This window comes from Variovorax sp. FW301-JW7 (assembly GCF_058788795.1).
The window spans coordinates 167,464-186,736 of sequence record NZ_JBYTBC010000011.1; the positions used below are offsets into that span (position 1 = coordinate 167,464).

19 protein-coding genes are annotated in these 19,273 nt (G+C 68.2%); 10 read left to right on the forward strand and 9 right to left on the reverse strand.

Features of this window, described 5'->3' with window-relative positions; translation table 11 throughout:
* Positions 1-26: 26 nt before the first annotated feature.
* The 3 genes from AC3WQM_RS26280 to AC3WQM_RS26290 are packed head-to-tail and all read left to right on the forward strand — an operon-like array spanning position 27 to position 4,404.
* On the forward strand, positions 27-1,079 hold the full coding sequence (locus AC3WQM_RS26280) for an inositol monophosphatase family protein (RefSeq protein WP_492682865.1): 1,053 nt from the start codon (positions 27-29) through the stop codon (positions 1,077-1,079).
* The gene (locus tag AC3WQM_RS26285; RefSeq protein ID WP_492682867.1) at positions 1,079-3,319 is read left to right on the forward strand and encodes an FUSC family protein; all 2,241 of its coding nucleotides are present in this window, start codon (positions 1,079-1,081) and stop codon (positions 3,317-3,319) included. The genes AC3WQM_RS26280 and AC3WQM_RS26285 overlap by 1 nt, the downstream gene beginning before the upstream one ends.
* Positions 3,319-4,404: a mechanosensitive ion channel family protein gene (locus tag AC3WQM_RS26290; protein WP_492682869.1), complete on the forward strand. Its 1,086-nt coding sequence runs from the start codon at positions 3,319-3,321 to the stop codon at positions 4,402-4,404. The genes AC3WQM_RS26285 and AC3WQM_RS26290 overlap by 1 nt, the downstream gene beginning before the upstream one ends.
* A 30-nt stretch (positions 4,405-4,434) precedes the next feature.
* Here the strand turns inward: AC3WQM_RS26290 and AC3WQM_RS26295 are convergent, their stop codons facing one another.
* Positions 4,435-4,821, reverse strand: a complete 387-nt coding sequence (locus tag AC3WQM_RS26295) for a DUF4148 domain-containing protein (protein WP_489058821.1) — start codon at positions 4,819-4,821, stop codon at positions 4,435-4,437.
* Positions 4,822-5,203: 382 nt separating this feature from the next.
* On the opposite strand from AC3WQM_RS26295, the gene AC3WQM_RS26300 reads away from it, so the two are divergent.
* The gene (locus AC3WQM_RS26300; protein WP_492682871.1) at positions 5,204-6,460 is read left to right on the forward strand and encodes a porin; all 1,257 of its coding nucleotides are present in this window, start codon (positions 5,204-5,206) and stop codon (positions 6,458-6,460) included.
* A 163-nt stretch (positions 6,461-6,623) separates the two neighbouring features.
* Here AC3WQM_RS26300 and AC3WQM_RS26305 read toward each other — a convergent pair whose 3' ends face one another.
* Both AC3WQM_RS26305 and AC3WQM_RS26310 read right to left on the reverse strand, forming a co-directional pair.
* On the reverse strand, positions 6,624-7,337 hold the full coding sequence (locus AC3WQM_RS26305) for a carbonic anhydrase family protein (RefSeq protein WP_492682873.1): 714 nt from the start codon (positions 7,335-7,337) through the stop codon (positions 6,624-6,626).
* A gap of 169 nt (positions 7,338-7,506) precedes the next feature.
* A complete protein-coding gene (locus AC3WQM_RS26310; protein WP_492682875.1) occupies positions 7,507-8,013 on the reverse strand; it encodes an Lrp/AsnC family transcriptional regulator in 507 nt (168 codons plus the stop codon).
* Between the two features lie 107 nt (positions 8,014-8,120).
* Between AC3WQM_RS26310 and AC3WQM_RS26315 the strand changes: the two genes are divergently transcribed.
* Complete coding sequence (locus AC3WQM_RS26315) at positions 8,121-8,744, forward strand: LysE/ArgO family amino acid transporter (RefSeq protein ID WP_492682877.1); 624 nt, start codon at positions 8,121-8,123, stop codon at positions 8,742-8,744.
* A gap of 4 nt (positions 8,745-8,748) precedes the next feature.
* Here AC3WQM_RS26315 and AC3WQM_RS26320 read toward each other — a convergent pair whose 3' ends face one another.
* The 5 genes from AC3WQM_RS26320 to pcaQ form a co-directional block, all read right to left on the reverse strand.
* Positions 8,749-9,057: a TfoX/Sxy family protein gene (locus AC3WQM_RS26320; protein ID WP_492682895.1), complete on the reverse strand. Its 309-nt coding sequence runs from the start codon at positions 9,055-9,057 to the stop codon at positions 8,749-8,751.
* Between the two features lie 83 nt (positions 9,058-9,140).
* Positions 9,141-9,803 (reverse strand): suppressor of fused domain protein, encoded by a 663-nt coding sequence (locus AC3WQM_RS26325; RefSeq protein ID WP_307589002.1) that lies wholly within the window; start codon positions 9,801-9,803, stop codon positions 9,141-9,143.
* A 40-nt stretch (positions 9,804-9,843) separates the two neighbouring features.
* Entirely contained in the window at positions 9,844-11,049 is a 1,206-nt protein-coding gene (locus AC3WQM_RS26330; RefSeq protein WP_492682879.1) for a DUF418 domain-containing protein, read from the reverse strand.
* Positions 11,046-11,657 carry a TetR/AcrR family transcriptional regulator gene (locus tag AC3WQM_RS26335; protein ID WP_492682881.1) on the reverse strand — a complete coding sequence of 204 codons (612 nt, stop codon included), beginning with the start codon at positions 11,655-11,657 and terminating at the stop codon, positions 11,046-11,048. The genes AC3WQM_RS26330 and AC3WQM_RS26335 overlap by 4 nt, the downstream gene beginning before the upstream one ends.
* Positions 11,658-11,739: 82 nt before the next feature.
* Positions 11,740-12,669, reverse strand: a complete 930-nt coding sequence (gene pcaQ, locus AC3WQM_RS26340) for a pca operon transcription factor PcaQ (protein ID WP_492682883.1) — start codon at positions 12,667-12,669, stop codon at positions 11,740-11,742.
* Between the two features lie 137 nt (positions 12,670-12,806).
* On the opposite strand from pcaQ, the gene AC3WQM_RS26345 reads away from it, so the two are divergent.
* Positions 12,807-13,820 (forward strand): tripartite tricarboxylate transporter substrate binding protein, encoded by a 1,014-nt coding sequence (locus tag AC3WQM_RS26345; protein WP_095746123.1) that lies wholly within the window; start codon positions 12,807-12,809, stop codon positions 13,818-13,820.
* Here AC3WQM_RS26345 and AC3WQM_RS26350 read toward each other — a convergent pair.
* On the reverse strand, positions 13,792-14,385 hold the full coding sequence (locus AC3WQM_RS26350) for a MarR family winged helix-turn-helix transcriptional regulator (protein ID WP_492682885.1): 594 nt from the start codon (positions 14,383-14,385) through the stop codon (positions 13,792-13,794). The two genes, AC3WQM_RS26345 and AC3WQM_RS26350, sit on opposite strands and share 29 nt — an antisense overlap.
* A 153-nt stretch (positions 14,386-14,538) precedes the next feature.
* Between AC3WQM_RS26350 and AC3WQM_RS26355 the strand changes: the two genes are divergently transcribed.
* The 4 genes from AC3WQM_RS26355 to AC3WQM_RS26370 all read left to right on the forward strand — a co-directional run.
* Positions 14,539-15,555, forward strand: a complete 1,017-nt coding sequence (locus AC3WQM_RS26355) for a Bug family tripartite tricarboxylate transporter substrate binding protein (protein WP_492682887.1) — start codon at positions 14,539-14,541, stop codon at positions 15,553-15,555.
* Between the two features lie 106 nt (positions 15,556-15,661).
* On the forward strand, positions 15,662-16,615 hold the full coding sequence (locus AC3WQM_RS26360) for a Bug family tripartite tricarboxylate transporter substrate binding protein (protein ID WP_095949153.1): 954 nt from the start codon (positions 15,662-15,664) through the stop codon (positions 16,613-16,615).
* Between the two features lie 19 nt (positions 16,616-16,634).
* Complete coding sequence (locus AC3WQM_RS26365; protein ID WP_492682889.1) at positions 16,635-17,966, forward strand: sulfatase family protein; 1,332 nt, start codon at positions 16,635-16,637, stop codon at positions 17,964-17,966.
* Positions 17,967-18,367: 401 nt separating this feature from the next.
* Positions 18,368-19,273, forward strand: a 906-nt coding sequence (locus AC3WQM_RS26370) for a hypothetical protein (protein WP_492682891.1), incomplete at its 3' end; no start/stop codon positions are given.

A 19,273-nucleotide genomic window follows, 5' to 3' on the forward strand; every position in this document is an offset into this window, starting at 1 on the left:
CCCACCCGTTCTTCTCACAATCCAGAATGTCGTCCCCCAACCTGCATCCCATGCTCAATGTGGCCGTCAAGGCCGCACGCGCCGCCGGCGCCATCATCAATCGCGCTGCCCTCGACGTCGAGGCCGTGCGCATCTCCCAGAAGCAGGTCAATGACTTCGTCACCGAAGTCGATCACGCCAGCGAGAAGGTCATCATCGAAACCTTGCTGGGCGCGTACCCGGGGCACGGCATCCTGGCCGAAGAATCGGGCACCGAATACGGCGCCAAAGACTCCGAGTTCGTCTGGATCATCGATCCGCTCGACGGCACCACCAACTTCATCCACGGCTTCCCGGTCTACTGCGTGTCGATCGCGCTGTCGGTGCGCGGCAAGATCGAGCAGGCGGTGGTGTACGACCCCTCGCGCAACGACCTGTTCACGGCCACCAAGGGCCGCGGCGCCTACATGAACGAGCGCCGCATCCGCGTGTCCAAGCGCGTGAAGCTCAGCGAGTGCCTCATCTCCACCGGCTTCCCGTTCCGCACCGGCGACAACTTCAAGCAGTACCTGGCCATCATGGCGGACATGATGCCCCGCATGGCCGGCCTGCGCCGCCCCGGCGCCGCCGCGCTCGACCTGGCCTACGTGGCCGCGGGCTTCACCGACGGCTTCTTCGAAACCGGCCTGAACCCCTGGGACGTGGCCGCCGGCTCGCTGCTGGTGACCGAGGCCGGTGGCCTCATCGGCAACTTCACGGGCGAACCCGACTTCCTCGACCAGCGCGAATGCCTGGCCGGCGCTCCGCGCGTGTACGGCCAGTTGGTGCCGCTGCTCGCCAAGTACTCCAAGTTCGCCAACGTGGACGACAAGCTGCGCGCCAGCGACCGCGTGCGCGCCGTGTCGGCCTCGACCCGCTCGACGCCCGACGACGCCTCGGTCGATCTGTACGCCCGCAGCACCGTGACCGACCAGACGGCCGCCCCGCTCGACGGCAACGTTGACGCCCCTGCGGCTGCACCCGCCGCGCCGGCCGCCCCGCGCAAGCTCACCCGCATCAAGCGCGAGGCGCCCGCCGAGGGCGACGCCTCCGCCAAGTGATGACGGGGCCGGGTGCCGCCGCGCGGGTTCGTGCGGCGTTGCGCATTGCGCTGAGCCACTACGTCGCGAGCGGGCTCACCGTCGCGCTCGGCCTGCTCGTGATCTCGGGCGGGGTGCACCTGTGGCTGGGCACCCTGGCCGCCTCGGCCGCCGCCACCGGCGTGATCGTCACGGCGCCGCCCGACCTGCCCGGCCCGCGCCGCGGCAAGTTCCTGCAGATGCTGCCGGCGCCGCTCATCGGCCTGCCGCTGTTCTTCGCGGTGCAGATGCTGCACGGCGCACCGATCCGCCTCGGGCTGCTGCTGGTGCCCGCCACCTTCATGGCCTTCGTGGCCATGGCCTGGGGCAAGCGCGGCATTCCCATCGCCATCGCGGTGATGTTCTCGATGATCTTCTCCATGGCCACGCCCGCCCCCGCCGGGCTGTCGGACGCCATCGCGCGCACCACCGAGTTCGGCCTGGGCGCGGGCCTGTACGTGGTGTGGGCCACGCTGGCCAACCTGCTGCTCAACGGGCGCTTTCGCACCCAGTCGATCGCCGACGTGCTGTTTTCGCTGGCTGCGCTCATGCGCACCGAGGCCAGCCAGTTCACGCCGCAGGACGAAACCCGCGACATCCGCGACACCCCCGCCTCGCTGCTGGGCCAGCTGCTGCGTGAGCAGGCCGCGCTGGCCGACCAGCTGCAGGCCACGCGCGACATCGTGCTCGAATCGCCACGCACGCCGCGCCGCCAGCGCCTGGCCGGCATGCTCATCATCGTGCTCGAGATGCGCGACCAGCTGCTCGCCAGCGAACTCGACCTGGACGTCCTGCGCGCCCATCCGTCGCACGCGCAGGCGCTGGTTGAGATGCGCCGCATCCTCGAAGAGCTGGCCGACGAAACGGCCGGCCTGGCCGACGCGCTGCTCATGCGCCGCCACCCCGCCGCCGTGGCCGACCGCCGGCCGCGCCTGGCCGCGATCCACGTGACGGCCGACGACGAAGACACGCACGGCCAGATGGGCCCCTCGGCCGCCATGCTCGCGCGCGGGCTGGCCAGCCGCATCGGCCACATCAACGACGAGGTGCTGCGCCTGGCGGCCATGGCGCGCGGCGACGCCGAGCCCAACCTGGCCGTGGTGCGCGCCAACTGGCAGCTCTTCGTGAGCCCGACCGACTGGTCGCTGCGCCCCTTCCTCGCGCTGTGGCGCTGGGACGCGCCGCCGCTGCGCCACGCCATTCGCGCCGCGCTGGCCATCGCGGCCGGCTACGGCATCGCCGTGTCGATGCCCTGGGGCTCGCACGACTACTGGATCCTGCTGACCATCGTGGTGGTGCTACGCGGCAGCCTCTCGCAGACGCTGGAACGGCGCAACAGCCGCGTCGCCGGCACGCTGCTGGGCTGCGTGCTCGCGGTGGGCCTGCTGTCGGCGCACCCCTCGGCGCTGATGCTACTGGTGACCGTGACCATCGCGCAGGCCATTGCCCACAGCTTCGCGGTGCGGCGCTACCTCGTCACCGCCGTGGCCGCCACCGTGCTGGGCCTGCTGCAGGCCCACATGCTGAACACCGGCACCGCGCCCATCTTCGCGCTGTTCGAGCGCATCGCCGACACGCTCATCGGCGCCGCGCTGGCCTGGGGCTTCTGCTACGTGCTGCCCTCGTGGGAGCGCACGCAGATTCCGGCGCTGGTGGCGCGCGTGCTCACCGCGCAGGCGCGCCATGCGCGGCTCGCACTCGGCCTGGGCCAGCTGCAGGCCATCCAGAGCAGCCCCGAACTCGAATGGCGGCTCGCGCGCCGCGAGGCCTACGACAGCCTCTCGGCGCTCGTGCAGGCCACGCAACGCTCGCTCTCCGAACCGCGCGCCGTGCAGCCGCCGCTCGAACCGCTGGAGCATCTGCAGGCCCACAGCTACCAGCTGCTCGCGCAGCTCAGCGCCGTGAAGTCGATGCTCGTGCTGCGGCGCGACCGCCTCACGCCGGGCGACATCGAAGGCCCGCTCGTGCGCACCGCGCAACGCATCGAGGCCGCCCTGGGAACCATTCCGATCGCAGGGCCCTCTCACCCCGAGAGCACGGGGGCCACCACCGTCGGCGGCCCCATTCCACTGCCTGACCCATTCGACAACGACATCAGCCCCTGGCTGGTGCGCCGGCTCGACCTGGCCACGGCGCTCGCCACGCAGCTGCGCGACGACGCAGCGCGCATTCTTCAACCACTGAACGACACCACCCCAGAAGCAAAGACCACCCCCGCCTGATGACCCAAGAGCTCCTCGCACACCCCTGGTTCGGCACCTGGATTGCCGCCCTGATCGCCGCGCCCCTCGCCCTTCTCGCCCACCGCATCGGGGGCATGGTCCTCAGGCGGATCACCCGCCCGGCGCCCGCCGTGCATGCGATGGTGCTCAACTGCACCGCCCCCGCGCGGCTGGTGCTGCCGCTGGCGGCGCTCATGATGGTGTGGCAGGCGGCGCCGGACGACCTGCGCTTCATCGGCAGCGTGCGGCATCTCACGGGGTTGTTGCTCATCGCGGCCAGCACCTGGTTCGTGCTCAAGGCCATCAGCGGCTTCGCCGACGGCGTGCTCGCGCAGCACCCTTCGGACATCTCCGACAACCTGCAGGCGCGCCGCGTGCTCACGCAGACCCGCGTGCTCGCGCGCACCGCCATGTCGGTCGTCGTCGTGGCCGGCGGCGCCATGATGCTCATGACCTTCCCCGGCGCACGCCAGGTCGGCGCCAGCCTGCTGGCCTCGGCCGGCGTGATCGGCATCGTGGCGGGCCTGGCGGCCAAGCCCGTCTTCAGCAACCTCATCGCCGGCCTGCAGATCGCGCTGTCGCAACCGATCCGCATCGACGACGTGCTCGTGGTCGAGGGCGAATGGGGCCGCGTCGAGGAAATCACCGGCACCTTCGTGGTCGTGCGCATCTGGGACGACCGGCGCCTCATCCTGCCGCTCACCTACTTCATCGAGAAGCCGTTCCAGAACTGGACCCGCCATTCGGCCGAACTGCTCGGCTCGGTTTTCTTCTACCTGGACTACGGCACGCCGCTGGCGCCGCTGCGCGCCGAGGTCGAACGCCTCGTGAAGGCCGCGCCCGAGTGGGACGGCCGCTTCTTCAACCTGCGCGTGACCGACGCCACCGAACGCACCATGCAGGTCCGCGTGCTCTGCACCGCCGCCACCTCCGGCCTGGCCTTCGACCTGCGCTGTTACGTGCGCGAAGGCGTCATCGACTTCATGCAGCGCGAGTACCCGCAGTTCCTGCCGAAGATGCGCTTCGAAGGCAATGATCCGGCGATGGGGCAGCCGCCGGTGATGCACGGCGCGACGGCGGGCTGAAGCTCCCGCCGCCGTCTTCTCTCTTCTCCCCTACCGCGCAGGCGCCGCCGCCGGCAGCACCATCGGCGCCCCCAGCCGCGAGGCGCGCTCCCAGCCCGGTTGCGACTGCGCGCGCTCCAGCTCGGCCACCACCTCCGCGCGCGTGCGGGGTTGCGTGGCCTTCACGGGGATCGGTGCGCCCCAGCGCAGCACGCCGGCCCACTCGGGGCTTTGCTGCGCGGCGCGCAGTTCGGCCACCACCTGGGCGTCGGTCTTGCCCGGGCCGGCGTTTTCGGGGTGCTCCTTGATGCCGGCTTCGGTCGCCGCGAAATGCGCCGGCCCCTCGACGTGCTGCGGGCTGGTTTGTGCGCCGGCCACCAGGGGGAGCGCTGCGGCGGCCATCGCCGCCAGCGCAAAGGCCATCTTCCTGTTCGTCATGTGTCATCTCCTTCGTTGAACGCCGAAGAGGACCACCCGCTTCGGCGATGGCGGTTTTGCTTCGCCATGCCGACACGCTAGGAATTCGGACCGTCGCCGCGCGAACGGTTCAATTACAAAAACGACAGGATGAAGACCAATTCATCAATTCTCTGCAAGCGGCAAGCGGAGCTTTCCAATTCGTAACCCGGCTGCACGGAAAACGTAATTGAAAAAGGCGGTTTCGGTCTTTTTCTGTCGCAATCGATCGATATGATTTGCCCAGACGCATGAACCATGCGGAAGGCAGAAGAAATCAATTGAATTTATTTCCGCACGCCGAACCGGAGCTCCAACGCGGTGCGTGGGAGCGATGAATTTCATATTCAATTCAAGGGCAACAATGAAAAGACAATTCCTCACGGCCGCCGCACTGTTCGGTGTCGGGTTCGCCAATGCACAGTCTTCCGTCACGCTGTTCGGCGTGGTGGACACGGGCATCAGCAATTACTCGTCCAAATCGCAGGACATGAACGGCGCCACGCTGTTCAACCCGTTCTACGTGAACCAGGGCACGCGCACCGCGAGCCAGACCGCGCTGAGCTCGGGCGGCTATTCCACGAGCCGGCTGGGCTTTCGCGGTACCGAGGACCTGGGCGGCGGGCTTGCGGCCAGCTTCTGGCTCGAGGCGCCGATCAGCCCCGACGACGGCAAGACCGGCATCACCACCTTCCAGCGCCGTTCCACGGTCAGCCTGTCGGGCGGTTTCGGTGAACTGCGCCTGGGCCGCGACTACGTGCCCACGGCCTGGAACGACATCGTGTTCGACCCCTTCGGCATCGTCGGCGTGGGCCGCAGCCTGATCTTCACCGCCGCCAACACGAACGCCGGCGGCGGTTCGGGCGGCTTCGGCGGCGACCTCAATTACAACCGCGCCAGCAATTCGATCGGCTATTTCCTGCCGAAGAATCTTGGCGGCTTTTATGGCCAATTCATGTACGCGCTGCATGAAAACACCAAATACGACCCCAGCACAGCAACGCCACCTGGCGTCAATGCACTTGGCGCGCTCAATTCGGGCAATTCGGCGGCATCGCGCGCAGGCCGTTATCTGGGCGGACGTGTCGGGTATGCCAATGGCCCGTTCGACGTGGCCGTGTCGTACGGCAACAGCACGGCGGCCGACAATTTCTATGCGGGCACCACCGACAACGTCAAGACCTTCAATCTCGGCAGCTCCTACGATTTCGGCGTGGTCAAGCTGTTCGGCGAATTGTCGCGAATCAAGAAAACGCGCGATTACGCCGTCACGCCCCTGGCCGGCGGCGCGCCGGACGTCGACCTCACGGGCTACCTGATCGGCGTGACCGCGCCGGTCGGCCCAGGCCTGATCCGCGCCTCGTACTCACAGGTCAAGTACGACCTCAACGCCGTCAACCTGCCGTTCACGCCGTCGGTCGCCGACCCCAAGGCCAACAAGCTGGCCATCGGCTACATCCACAACCTGTCCAAGCGCACCGCCCTGTACGCCACCGTCGCGCGCATCAGCAACAAGAACGGCGCGGCGCTCACGGTCGGCGGCCCCGCCTTCGTGAACACCGGGGTGTTCGTGCCCAAGACCTCGACGGGCTACGACGTCGGGTTGCGCCACTCGTTCTGATCAGGGAAGACTGTCACGCGCAAAGAAGCAAGGAAGCAAGTGAGTGAATGACCGCGGGCGGCCCTGCGCCCGCGGATGTTCCGTTTCTCCAGGAGCCCGTCAGGCGGGTCCATTCGGTCCGCCCTGGTGCGGACCTTTTTTTTGGGCGGGCCCGGTGGATGACTCAGTGCGCTGCCGGGTAGCGAATCAGCGGGCGTCCGTTGAGCGCTTGCAGCGCGCGGTTGTTGTGGCCGTAGTGCGCGCGAAACCCGGCGATCTGGGCGGACGACAAGGTCACCGGCGCCTGCAGCACGTACCACTCGACGTTCTCCGTCAGCGGCGGCGTGGTCAGCGAACCCAGGTAGTGAAAGTAGCCCATGCGCGCGGGCAGCAGCGCCGCAATGTCCGTCATCGGCACCTCGCCATGGTGCTCCTTGCCCAGCGCCGCGAGCAGCTTGCCGGCCAGCGGATTGGCTGCGCCTTCGCGGTACATCACGGCGATCACGGCCAGGCGGCCGTCGGTGGCGCGCAGGACGAAGTGGCCTTCGAGCGGAAAGTGCGCGCCGTCCACGGTGTGCTCGCTTTCGGCGTGAAAGTGGAACTGCGCCAGCTTGAAGTGACGGCCGCGGATCATGGCTTCCGGCCCGCGGGCCTCCACCTCCACGGCATGGCCGTTGTCGACCACCTCGAGCCTGGCGCGCGTGCGGCCCAGGCGCAGGCCCTGCGGTTCGCTCGCATCGCCGGGCCGGGCTTGCTGCGGGGCGATGTCGATCGGCGATTGCGCACTGTCGTGCACGGCCTTCCAGCTTTCCTGGTGGTCGTAGTCCAGGGGCTGTGCGTGAAGGGTGAAGGCCGCAAGCGATGCGGCGGCCAGCAGAGAACGAAGAACAAGAGACATGGTGGTGATGGTTCAGAGTTGGAGTTGGTTTTTCATCCCGAAGACCCGCCTCACGGCGAGCGCTCGCACCATATCCCGCAGCCAGCCCACCCACCGACAGCAATTGTCAACTGCCCCTGAAAACCGTCAGTTTCGAGCGCGTGCTGATCACACACGTTCGCAGCCGGTGTCATTCGTTGTTCAACGAGCCGCGTGCCTTCGATGCGCCCGCTGCGGCGCGGGCCCCGTCCACACCCGCCGGCGCCGCCACCGCGCGCGCCGCGATCGGCACCGACATCACGATCGAGGTGCGCGTCTCGCCCAGGTGGTTGATGCTGCTCACGAAGGCTTCGAGGTGCTCGATGTCGCGCGCGACCACCTTCAGCACGTACGAGTCCTGCCCCGTGACGTGAAAGCACTCGAGCACTTCGCGCCGGCTGCCGAGCAGCTTCAGCAGCCGGGCCTTGTCGGGTTGCGCGGTGGTGATGCCGACCAGCGCCGTCACGGTGTAGCCCGCCTTGCGCGGCGACACCACCGCGCGGTAGCCCTCGATGACACCGGCCTCTTCGAGGCGCTTCACGCGCTCGGAGGTGGACGGCACCGACAGCCCCACCTGCCGCGCGAGCGCCGTGAGCGAGGTGCGCGCGTCCTGCTGCAGCACGTCGAGGATCTGCCAGTTCTTGGCGTCGATTTCCATGGATTTCAGGCCCGATTGAGAGTTTCGCTTCCGATTTCAGGCAAGGCATGCCTTACGCCTGAATTTCGCCATTCTCGCCATGCAGGCCTCGCCGAACAATCGTCGGCATGGACTTCGCTCTCTTTCTCAAGGCCCTCGTCATCGGGCTGTCGATCGCCGCGCCGGTGGGCCCCATCGGCCTGCTGTGCATCCAGCGCACGCTCGCGCACGGCCGAACCATCGGTTTTCTCAGCGGCCTCGGCGCTGCGTTGGCCGACGCCTGCTACGGCGCGATCGGTGCGTTCGGCGTGTCGGCCGTGGTGTCGACGATGGTCGCGGCGCGCGTGCCGCTGGCGCTCGGTGGTGCAGCCTTTCTCGCGTGGATGGGCGTGCAGTTGCTGCGCGCACCGGCGGCCACGCAGGCCCGCACCGCGGAAGACGCGGCCACGCCGGTGAAGGCGCTGCTGTCGGTGTTCGTGCTCACGCTGGCCAACCCGATGACGATCCTGTCGTTCGTCGCGGTGTTCGCGTCGCTCGGCAGCGGCCATGTGGGCAGCGGCAGCGGTGCGGCGCTCACGATGGTGCTGGGGGTGTTCCTCGGCTCGGCGCTGTGGTGGCTGGGGCTGTCGAGCATCGTGTCGATGGTGCGGCACAAGCTCGGCGCGCGCGTGCTGCAGGGCATCAACAAGCTGTCGGGCGCGCTGCTGCTGGGCTTTGCGGTGTTTCAGCTGTCGACGTTGCTGTCGCGCTGAGGAATCAACTACCCAGCTTGCGGCGCACGTGCTTGCGCGCACCCAGCGCGCTCGCCAGCGCCTTCGTCGCCCAGTCGCGCATGGCGTGTGGGTCTTCGAGCGCATCGACCGGCGCCTCGTAGTAGCTCGCGACCTTCACGGTCGAGGCGCTGGTCGCGTACGAGAACGGCACCGCGCCCAGGCGTTCGAATTCCGGCCGGGTGGCGTCGTCCACGCGCAGGTACAGCGTGCCCTTCATCACGAAGGCGAACTGCACGCCGGCCTGCACGAGGCCGAAGCCGCCGAAGAAGCGCTTGACCTCGATGGGGCCCATCGCACCGAGCGACTCGGCCAGCTCGAGCGCTCGCCCGTGCGAACGCTCGGCACCGCCGGCGGCGGCCGCACCTTTGGCGCGGCTCAAACGACCGCCTTGCGCCGCGCGTCAGTCACCGGCGCGCCGCCGTGCACTTCGAGCAAACGCAGCAGCGCCTCGGAGCTGTGGGCCTTGGCCCAGTCGCGTTCGGAATCGTTGATGCCGACGAGATGCAGGAAGTCGAAGCGGCCCGAATCGAGCTGCGCCGTCGCGGGGTAGTGCTTCGGCTCCATCAACACCACATGCCGCAAGGCCACGGTGCCCTTCTCGCGGATCGCTTCGCCGACGGGAATGCGGTCGCCGTAGTCGAAGGGCTGCTTGTCTTCGCCGAAGTGCGAGTGCGCGAGCAGCACGTTGTAGGCGAGCAGGCGGCGCAGGAGCTTGATGGCCCATTGGTCCTGCGGCTGCGAGGGCACCTCGATGACCAGCTCGGAGCCGATCCACGAATAGTCCTCGGGGTCGTAGTCGGCCGGCTCCGTTTCCCAGGGCGTGGAGCCGCCCGAGGTCACGTACAGCCAGGTGTTGCGCACCGGCGTGGGCGCGAACTCGAACACGCCCAGGTGCAGCCAGCGCGGATCGACGTCTTCGGCGCCCAGCGCCTTGAAGTCGTCGAAGTCCAGCACGTAGATGCCGGTGCGCTCGGGGCCGAACAGGCGCGGGTAGAGCGTCTCTTCACGGTAGGCCCACACGTCTTCCATGGAACTCATCGGCGCATCCTCCTCGTTGGAACGAGGGCATTCTCGTCGCTCAACGTGACCGTTGCATACGCCGCAGGGCGGGCCATTCGAGGTTGGTGAAGGCGCGCAGCACCCACTCCACCGGGCCGTACGCAAAGCGTGCCAGCCACCAGCGGCTGACCAGCATCTGCGCGCCGAAGATGCCGAAGGCGACCATGAGGCTCATGAACGGCCCGAGCTCGCCGATGAGCCGCAGCCCATATGCCAGGAAGAGCCACGCGCACACCGCCGACTGCAGCAGGTAGTTCGACAGCGCCATGCGCCCCGCCGGTGCGAGCGCCTGCGCCAGCCAACCGCCCCAGCGCGACTGGAACAGCAGCATCATCGCGCCCACGTACGTCGCCGTGAGCAGCGGCGAGGTGAAGACGCCGACCGCCAGGCCCAGCACGTCCCAGCGCGAGCCCGGCACGACCGACGCGGTCCACGCATACACGGCCGCGCCCGGCAGCCCCAGCACCAGCCCGGGCACCAGCAGGCGCTTGAACAGCGGCCGGTAGCGCTCGGCCCGCGCGAACAGATTGCGGCGGCCCTCGATGACGCCCGCGAAGAACATCGCCAGCGCCATCGGCGCCTGCACCAGCCCGAGCACGATCCACACCTGCGACAGCTCGCGCAGGTGCTGGCGGATGACCGTCGCCGCCGTGCCGCGGTAGGCCGCGAGCGCCGAGGCCGCGTCGGCCCTCGCGGTGCGAAGAACGTCTTCGGTCGCCGGGCCGCCCAGCATCGCGAGCATGCCGATGGCACCCCACACCATCGCGGTCGCCAGCACCAGCCGCAGCGCCCAGCGCGCGAGCACCGCGTCGCTCTGGTGGCGCAGGGCCAGCAGCACGGCGCCAAGCACCGCGTAGGTCGTGAGGATGTCGCCATGGAACAGCAGCACCGCATGCAGTGCGCCGATGCACCACAGCGCCACCAGCCGGCGCGCCAGGCGCGGCACGAAGGGCTTGCCGCTGCGCTGCGCCGACTGCATCTGCAGCGTGAAGCTGTAGCCGAACAGGAACGAGAACAGCAGGTAGAACTTGGTCTCGAACAGGAAGGCGACGGCAAAGGCCGCCACGCGGTCCAGCCCCGAACGCATCATCGGGTCGGGCAGCGGCTGGCCGTAGTACGGCGAGGCAAAGGCCGCGATGTTCACGACCAGGATGCCCAGCAGCGCAAAGCCGCGCAACGCATCGACGAGCGACTGGCGCTCGACTGCAACGGGGGTGGGGTTCATGCGCCCCGCCCCGGCTTCGCGAGAAAGCGGCTCACCACGCGCCGCAGCATCGGGGCCTCGCGCGCCGGGTCGAAGCCCGTGTCGAGCGCCAGGCGCGAGAACACACCGTCGATGAGCGCGGCGATCCAGTTGGCCGATTGCACGGGGTCGAGCTCGGGGTCGATCTGCCCGCGCGCCGCGGCCTTGCGCAGCAGGGCGGCAAGGCCGTCGCGCATTTCGGTGTCGCCCGCAGCCACGCTGGCGCAGACCACCGGGTTGCGCAGGGTCTCGGCGGCCACCTCCAGCGCCAGCCGCGAGTAGCTGCGGTCGGAGGCGAAGACCATCACCACGTCGAGGAAAGACAGCACCACCTCCAGCGGGTCGGGCGGGTCGTCGTCGATCGCGGCGAAGTACGCGGCCGTGTCGCGCCACTCCTCTTCGGCCAGGGCCTCGATGATCGCGTTCTTGCTGGGAAAGTAATGGAAGAGATTGCCGGGGCTCATGCCCGCGGCGGCGCAGATCTCGGCGGTGGTGGTGGCATGGAAGCCGCGCCGCGCAAAGCAGTCGCCCGCGGCCTCCAGGATCTGGCGGCGCTTGGCCTGCTGGCGTTCGGGGTCAACTTTGCGCACGGTGGTTCTCGCGGAATTCGGTCACGCCCAAATTATTAGACCGAGCGCTCGATCTATTCTGAAGGAAGCCTGAAGAAACCCTTCAGGCAGCGCGTGTGACCGCAATGCCCCGGATGGTGTCCAGCAGCAGCCGCGCGCCCTCGCCCGTCTCGCTGCCGCGCCGCACGGTCACGCCCACCGGGCCTTCGGTGCTTGCCGTGTCGATGGCCACGCGCTGGAGTTCGCCGCGCGCCACGAAGCCTTCCACCGCGCCCTGCGGCGCAAACCACACCGCGTCGGAGCGCTGCAACAGGCCCACGGCAAAGCTGGTGTCCGTCGCCTCCACCAGGCGGGCCGGCAGCGCCAGCCCCTGCGCAATGAGGAAGGCGTCGGCCGTGTGCCGGATCAGCGTGCCCGACACCGGCAGCACCAGCGGGTAGGCGGCCAGCGCGTCGAGCGTGGGCTTGCGCCGCGACGCCAGCGGGTGGCCGGGGCGCACCACCAGCAGCAGCACCTCGCTGTACAGCTGCTCGAAGGCCAGGTCGGCCATGGCCGAGGCCTGCGCCAGCCGGCCGAGCACGAGGTCGATTTCGCCCTGGCGCAGCTGCGTCATGAGCTGCGCGTTGGTGCCGCTCACCACGCGCACGCGCATCGCCGGGTGCGCCGCATGCAGCCGCGCGACCGCCTCGGGCAGCAGGTGCGCCGCCATGTTGGGCAAGGCGCCGACCGCCACGCGCAACTGGTCGGCCTCGGGCTGGTCCATCGCCAGGCCCAGGCCTTCGCGCAGGCCGCGCAGCGCCGACACCGCATGGCGCACCAGCACCTCGGCGGCCGGCGTGAGCTCCACGCCGCGGCGGCGGCGCAGCAGCAACTGGCGGCCGACGATCTCTTCGAGCTCGGCCACCGTCTTCGACACCGCCGGCTGCGTGAGCGACAGCGCCTCGGCCGCGCGCACCAGGTTGCGCTCTTGCGCCACCATGACGAGGCATTGCAGGTGGCGCATCTTCAGGCGCTCAAAGTTCATGGCTGACATGCGGTTCTCCTCGAAGCCTGTGGGGCGACGTGCTTTCAAATATAACCAGAGGGAATAGCTGGCGGAAGAGACTTCAGTTGTGCCGCGCCGCGCAGCCTTCTAGAGTGCCGTGGATACGGAGACAGACAAAGCAGCCCATGACCACGATTTTTTCCTCGAAGCCTTCCTCTTCCTTTGGCGCGCGCCGCCGCCTAACGCTCGCCGCCGCCTGCGCCGCACTGGCCCTCGGCCTCGCCGCACCGGCCGCGCAGGCCCAGGCGAGCTACCCCGCGAAGCCCGTGAAGTTCCTCGTCAACTTCCCGGCCGGCGGCCCCATCGACATCCTCGGGCGCGCGCTGGCCGACGCGCTGCAGAAAGACCTGAAGCAGCCCTTCGTGGTCGACAACCGCCCCGGCGCGGGCGGCAACATCGGCGCCGACGCCGTGGCCAAGAGCGCGGCCGACGGCTACACCGTGCTGCTGGGCATCGACAGCACCTTCACCGTCAACCCGCACCTGTACGCCTCGATGCCCTTCGCGGCGAAAGACCTCAAGCCGCTGATGATCTTCAGCTCGTCGGGCCTGAGCTTCACCACCGCCGCCTCGGTGAAGGCCAAGACGCTGCCCGACTTCATCGCGCAAGCCAAGGCCGAGCCCGCCACCTTCAGCTCGGCCGGCAACGGCAGCCCGGGCCACATCGCCGCCGAGATCTTTGCGAGCGCCACGGGCGCGAAGATCGTGCACGTGCCCTACAAGGGCAACGCCCCGGCCGTGATGGCCATGCTCGGCAACGAGGTGCAGGCCGGCATCGTCGCCACGCCGGGCGTGCTGCCGCAGATCCAGGGCGGCAAGCTGCGCGCCCTGGCCGTCACCGGCCGCCAGCGCGCGCCGCTGCTGCCCGAGGTGCCCACCGTCGGCGAGCTGGGCCTGAAAGACCTGGAGTTCGAAGTGCTCTACCTCGCCATGGTGCCGGCCGCCACGCCCGAGCCCGTGATGCAGACCCTGCGCCAGGCGCTGCACAAGGCGCTGGCCCTGCCCGAACTCAAGGCCCGCCTGGCCTCGCTCGACATGGTGCCGCTGGCCGAAACCGATGCCGCCGCCGCCACGCGCCTGGCCACGGCACAGGCGCGCTACGGCCGCATCGTCAAGGCGACCGGGATGAAGGTGGACTGACGGCCTTGCCGCTGCGCGCCGTGCTGTTCTTCTTGCCGTTGCCTGCAGCCGCAGCCGCCGCCCCATGGCGCCCCCGGTCGGCCTTGGGCAGCACTGCCTGCGCCACCATGGTTTCGGCATGCGCCTGCAGCCGGTGCAGCGCGTCGTCGAAGCGCGCGGCATCGTCTGCGTCGAGCGTGCCCATCAGCTCGGCGTTGATGCGCGTCACCAGCGGAAAGAGTTCGTCGTACAGCGCCTGCCCCGACGCCGTGAGGCCCAGCCGCACCTGCCGCCGGTCGCCCGCCAGCGCCGTGCGCGACACCAGCCGCTTGGCCACCAGCGAGCCCACCGCCTTCGAGGTGCGCGCCCGGTCCAGCTGGGCATGCTCGGCCAGCTGCGACGAGCCCAATTCGCCCCGGCTGGCCAGCACCGCGATCAGGCGCCACTCGCGCCGCGTGATGCCGAAGCGGCCCTCGCACAGCCGGATCACCATGCTGCCCGCCACCGCGAGCAGGCGCGACAGCCGGTACAGCAGCAGGTCGTCCAGCGGGCGGCGCGGCGGGGTGGCGGCGTCTTCGGCAGTCATGGGGCGGGGTCTCGAAAGGCCGGGTAAATCCGGGCGATGGTTGATTTGATCAATCGAATGTAGCGTCTCCAGAATCGTCCGCAGCCGCGGCCACCCGCCCCGGCCACGCACAGACCCTGCCGAACGCCGAACGAGACCCCGGAGAGATTGACGATGCCCCAGCTTCCCGACCCGACCCGCCGCCGCACCCTGACCACCCTTGGCGGGCTGGCCCTTGCCCCCCTTGCGTCCTTCGCACCGCTTGCGTTCGCGCAGCAGCAGCCCGCCGCCTTCACCCCCGGCCAGCCGATCAAGGTGCTCATCGGCGTGCCCGCCGGCGGCACGCAGGACGTGCTGACCCGCGCCATTGCCCACCAGGTGCGCGATTCGCTGGGCCCGCTCATCATCGACAACCGCTCGGGCGCGGCCGGCCGCATTGCCGTGGACGCCGTGAAGACCGCGCCGCCCGACGGCCACACCCTGCTGCTGGGCACCGCGAGCATGATGACCATGTTCCCCAGCGCCTACCGCAACCTGTCGTACGACCCGATCAAGGACTTCGTGCCGCTGGTGAACGCCGCGCGCTTCGAGCTGGCGCTCACCGTGCACAAGGACGTGCCCGCCAACACCCTGACCGAGTTCATCACCTGGGCCAAGGCACAGGGTGACAAGGTGAGCTTCGGCTCGTACGGCGCCGGCACGCCCTCGCACTTCCTGGGCGAAATGCTCAACCGCGCGGCCGGCCTGAAGATGGTGCACGTGCCCTACCGCGGTTCCACGCCCGCGCGCCAGGACGTGATGGGCGGCACCGTGCCCGTGTACTTCGACACCATCGGCGGCGCGCAGCAGATGCTGCCCACTGGCCGCGTGAAAGTGCTGGCCACCAGCGGCGACAAGCGCTCGCCGCTCATGCCGCAGCTGCCCAGCTTCGTGGAGAGCGGCTACAAGGACGTGGTGGCCACCGCGTGGTTCGCCTACTACGCGCCGCTGAAGACGCCGCCCGCCACCGCCGAGAAACTGCGCACCGAAATCATCCGCGCCGTGAACTCGCGCGACGTGCGCCAGCTGCTGCTGCAGAACGGCATGTACCCCGTGGCCGACGGCCCCGAAGCGCTCGTGAAGACCATGCGCGAAGACATTGCCCGCTGGGCCGGCATCATGAAGGCCGTGAACTTCCAGGCCAATGACTGACCGACCGATCGACACCAAGGACACACCCTTCATGACCCCGCGCGCCCTCCCCGCTTTCGCTTCTTCCTTCAACCCGGCCCGCCGTCGCCTCGCCACCGTGCTGGCCATGGCCGGCCTCGTGGCGGCCATCGCCGCCCCCACGCTCGCGCGCGCACAGGCCGCCCAAGCCGCACTCGACAGCCCGCTGCGCATCGTCGTCGGCTACGCGCCCGGCGGCGCCACCGACCGCGTGGCGCGCATCGTGGGCGACAAGCTCGCGGCCCAGCTCGGCGTGCCCGTGATCGTCGACAACAAGCCCGGCGCGGGCGGCCGCCTGGCCGCGCAGCAGGCCAAGGCCACGCCCGCCAACCAGAACGTGCTGATGCTCGCCAACCCCGCCGTGATGGTGGTGGCGCCGCTCGTCTTCAAGGACAACGGCTACGACGCCGAGCGCGACTTCGTGCCCGTGTCGCACGTCAACGCCTACGACTTTGCGCTGGCCGTGTCGCCCACCCTGCCCGTGCGCGAGCTGAACCACTTGCTCGCATGGATGCGCGCCAACCCGCAGCAGGCCAACGTGGGCGTGCCCGCCACCGGCAGCCTGCCGCACTTCTTCGGCCTCATGGTGGGCGAGAAGGCCAAGGTGCAGACCCAGGTGATCGGCTACCGCGGCTCCGCCCCGCTGCTGAATGACCTGATCGGCGGCCAGGTGCCCATTGCCGTCGACACCGAAGACGTCGTGCTGCCGCAGCACACCGCCGGCAAGCTGCGCATCCTGGCGCTGTCGGGCGAAAAGCGCTCGCCCTTCGCGCCCACCATTCCGACCTTCAAGGAAGCCGGCCTCGACCTCGCCGCCACCGGCTGGAACACCTTCTTCGCGCCGGCCAGCATGCCCAAGGAGAAAGTCGAACGCCTGGCCACCACCATCCACGCCGTGATGCAAGACCCCGACACCCAACGCAAGTTCAAGGACGCCGGCATGACGCCGGTGGTGAGCACCCAGGCACAGACCGCCGCGATGCTCAAAGCCTACAAGGCGCAATGGGCCCCGGTCGTGCAGAAATCCGGCTACCAGCCCTGATCGAAAAACCTTCCGACTTATGACGACACGCAGCACCCGCCCCAACATCATCTTCATCGTGGCCGACGACCTCGGCTATGCCGACCTCGGCTGCTACGGAGGCCGCGAGGCGCCTTTTGGCCGCGTGTCGCCCGTGCTCGACGGCCTGGCCGCCAACGGTTTGAAGCTCACGCAGGGCTACTCGAATTCGCCCGTGTGCTCGCCCACGCGCTTCGCGATGATCACCGCGCGCTACCAGTACCGCCTGCGCGGCGCGGCCGAAGAGCCCATCAACAGCCGCAGCCGCGGCAGCACCACCCTGGGCTTGCCCACCGAGCACCCCACCCTGCCGTCGCTGCTGAAAGACAGCGGCTACAAGACCGCGCTCATCGGCAAGTGGCACCTGGGCTACCCGCCCAGCTTCGGCCCGCTGCGCTCGGGGTATGAAGAGTTCTTCGGCCCCATGTCGGGCGGTGTCGACTACTTCACCCACTGCGACTCGGCCGGCCGCCACGACCTCTGGTACGGCGAAGAAGAGCACAAGGACGACGAGGGCTACCTGACCGACGTGCTCTCCAAGCGCGCCGTCGACTACGTCGAGCGCATGGCCACGCAAGAGGCGCCCTTCTTCCTGAGCCTGCACTACACCGCCCCCCACTGGCCGTGGGAAACCCGCGACGACGCCGACAAGGCGCCGCTCGTGAAGGACAACCTGTTCGACCTGTCGGGCGGCAACATCCACGTGTACCGCCGCATGATCCATCACATGGACGAAGGCATCGGCTGGATCATGGCCGCGCTCGAAAAGCACGGCATGGCCGACAACACCCTCGTCGTGTTCACCAGCGACAACGGCGGCGAGCGCTTCTCGGACAACTGGCCGCTCGTCGGCGGCAAGATGGACCTGACCGAAGGCGGCATCCGCGTGCCATGGATTGCCCACTGGCCGAAGGTGATCGCCAAGGGCGGCGAGAGCACCCAGCTGTGCATGACCATGGACTGGTCGGCCACCATGCTCGACGCCGCCGGCGTGAAGGCCGACGCGGCGTACCCGCTCGATGGCGTGTCGCTGATGCCCGTGCTGAAAGACGCCACCCACACCTTCCGCCGCCCCCTGCACTGGCGCATGAACCACCGCGGCCAGGAAGCCATGCGCGACGGCGACTGGAAGTACCTGAAGGTCGACGGCAACGAGTACCTGTTCAACATTCCGGCCGATGAGCGCGAGCGCGCGAACCTGGGGAAGAAGGAGCCGCAGCGGCTGGAGGCGATGCGGGCGCAGTGGCAGGAGTGGAATGCGACGATGCCGGGGATTCCGGAGGATGCGACTGTGAGCCTTGGGTATTCGGTGAAGGATATGCCGCAGCGCTGAGCTTCTCAGCGGCCATCCGCTTTGATTTGTTCGACTTGTCGTAGTCAGACTACGACAAGTCGAACAAAACGAAATAACTCAGAGCGGAGAACGCATGCCGTTGCACCTGCCACGGCAGTGCGCGCCTGCCACGTCGTCTGCGAACCTCCGTCAGGGCTCTTCTATCCGGGCGGCTGGGAGATCAAGTTATCCGAGCAGCAGCCACGCTTTAACAGAAACAAGCCGCAACCCTCGCTCGTCCAAGTCCGCCGCAAGTGGGTCGCAATGCTCCGCGAGCGCAGTTGTCTTCGTATCTCTCCCTAGCTGTACAGGGAAGGGGCCCACCGTATCCTATAGTTGCGACACATTTTGCAACACTAGGCCACTTCGGAAGAAGTGAGCGCAAGGCCTTGAGGATCCCCATGGACAAGAACCAAGCAGACATTCGATGGCTGGGCGAAGAGGATGCCCACCTCGGTCCAGCGGCAAGAGCCGCGCTCGGCATCCTTCTGGAGGGCGATGAGTGGGCCTGGTGGGATGATCCTTCGAAAGCGGGGATGTCGCTTGAGCGCACTGTTCCGAAAAGCGGCCTTGCAAAATGGGGCGGTGACTCCAGCGTAGTGGATGCTGCTCAATGGGTTGACCCACTCCGGGCTACTGCCATTGGTCGAGCCTTTGAAGCACTGGACAGGCGAGGTCCGCCTCGGATCAAGGTCGTCAGATCAGTCTGGGATTGGAAAGGTGGTCCTAGCATCATCGACGCAGTCACCTCTGAGCTGTCGCAATTGATTGGACCCGGGCAGGTGTTTCCGGAGTGGGAAGGACGTGCCAAGCCGCGACGCCCCCTCTCGACAATGTCGGAGCGCGGATTGTGCGTAGTGACAAGTCCGAGCCTTTCTCCCGAGACGTTTCGCGACGAAGTTCGACAGTTCTTTGAGTGGGTTCCGGACTCCAGGATTGCCGATCTTGTTGTAGCGGAATCCGTCGAAGCACTTCGCACAACAGAGTCCGCGCAAGTAGTGGTTCTCTATGGCGAGCAGAGGAGTGGCGCGTTCGCTAGAGTCGGTAGGCTGCGCCGTCAGCTACGCACACAGTGCGCGATCCATGTCGAAGCCGATGCAAGCCAGGTAGAAGGCTGGCTGCAACTGCTGATTTCCTCATGGACAAGATCGAAGCAAACTTTCGCCAAGGCCATTGAAGTTGCGACTGCTGAATCGGGCATCCGCGTGCGAATTCTCTCGTCCACGCAGTCTGTTGGATTCCGCCAATCTCTGACCCTAGATTTCCGTCGAATACTGACCCACCCGCTTTGTGAGCCTGAAGGCTTC

Coding starts and splice junctions, on each gene's coding strand:
- AC3WQM_RS26280 (WP_492682865.1), top strand. CDS start 27: ATGTCGTCCCCCAACCTGCATCCCATGCTCAATGTGGCCGTCAAGGCC.
- AC3WQM_RS26355 (WP_492682887.1), top strand. CDS start 14,539: ATGCCCCAGCTTCCCGACCCGACCCGCCGCCGCACCCTGACCACCCTT.
- AC3WQM_RS26310 (WP_492682875.1), bottom strand. CDS start 8,013: ATGGAAATCGACGCCAAGAACTGGCAGATCCTCGACGTGCTGCAGCAG.
- pcaQ (WP_492682883.1), bottom strand. CDS start 12,669: ATGTCAGCCATGAACTTTGAGCGCCTGAAGATGCGCCACCTGCAATGC.
- AC3WQM_RS26360 (WP_095949153.1), top strand. CDS start 15,662: ATGGCCGGCCTCGTGGCGGCCATCGCCGCCCCCACGCTCGCGCGCGCA.
- AC3WQM_RS26295 (WP_489058821.1), bottom strand. CDS start 4,821: ATGACGAACAGGAAGATGGCCTTTGCGCTGGCGGCGATGGCCGCCGCA.
- AC3WQM_RS26365 (WP_492682889.1), top strand. CDS start 16,635: ATGACGACACGCAGCACCCGCCCCAACATCATCTTCATCGTGGCCGAC.
- AC3WQM_RS26315 (WP_492682877.1), top strand. CDS start 8,121: ATGGACTTCGCTCTCTTTCTCAAGGCCCTCGTCATCGGGCTGTCGATC.
- AC3WQM_RS26305 (WP_492682873.1), bottom strand. CDS start 7,337: ATGTCTCTTGTTCTTCGTTCTCTGCTGGCCGCCGCATCGCTTGCGGCC.
- AC3WQM_RS26290 (WP_492682869.1), top strand. CDS start 3,319: ATGACCCAAGAGCTCCTCGCACACCCCTGGTTCGGCACCTGGATTGCC.
- AC3WQM_RS26285 (WP_492682867.1), top strand. CDS start 1,079: ATGACGGGGCCGGGTGCCGCCGCGCGGGTTCGTGCGGCGTTGCGCATT.
- AC3WQM_RS26330 (WP_492682879.1), bottom strand. CDS start 11,049: ATGAACCCCACCCCCGTTGCAGTCGAGCGCCAGTCGCTCGTCGATGCG.
- AC3WQM_RS26320 (WP_492682895.1), bottom strand. CDS start 9,057: ATGGGCCCCATCGAGGTCAAGCGCTTCTTCGGCGGCTTCGGCCTCGTG.
- AC3WQM_RS26345 (WP_095746123.1), top strand. CDS start 12,807: ATGACCACGATTTTTTCCTCGAAGCCTTCCTCTTCCTTTGGCGCGCGC.
- AC3WQM_RS26300 (WP_492682871.1), top strand. CDS start 5,204: ATGAAAAGACAATTCCTCACGGCCGCCGCACTGTTCGGTGTCGGGTTC.
- AC3WQM_RS26325 (WP_307589002.1), bottom strand. CDS start 9,803: ATGAGTTCCATGGAAGACGTGTGGGCCTACCGTGAAGAGACGCTCTAC.
- AC3WQM_RS26350 (WP_492682885.1), bottom strand. CDS start 14,385: ATGACTGCCGAAGACGCCGCCACCCCGCCGCGCCGCCCGCTGGACGAC.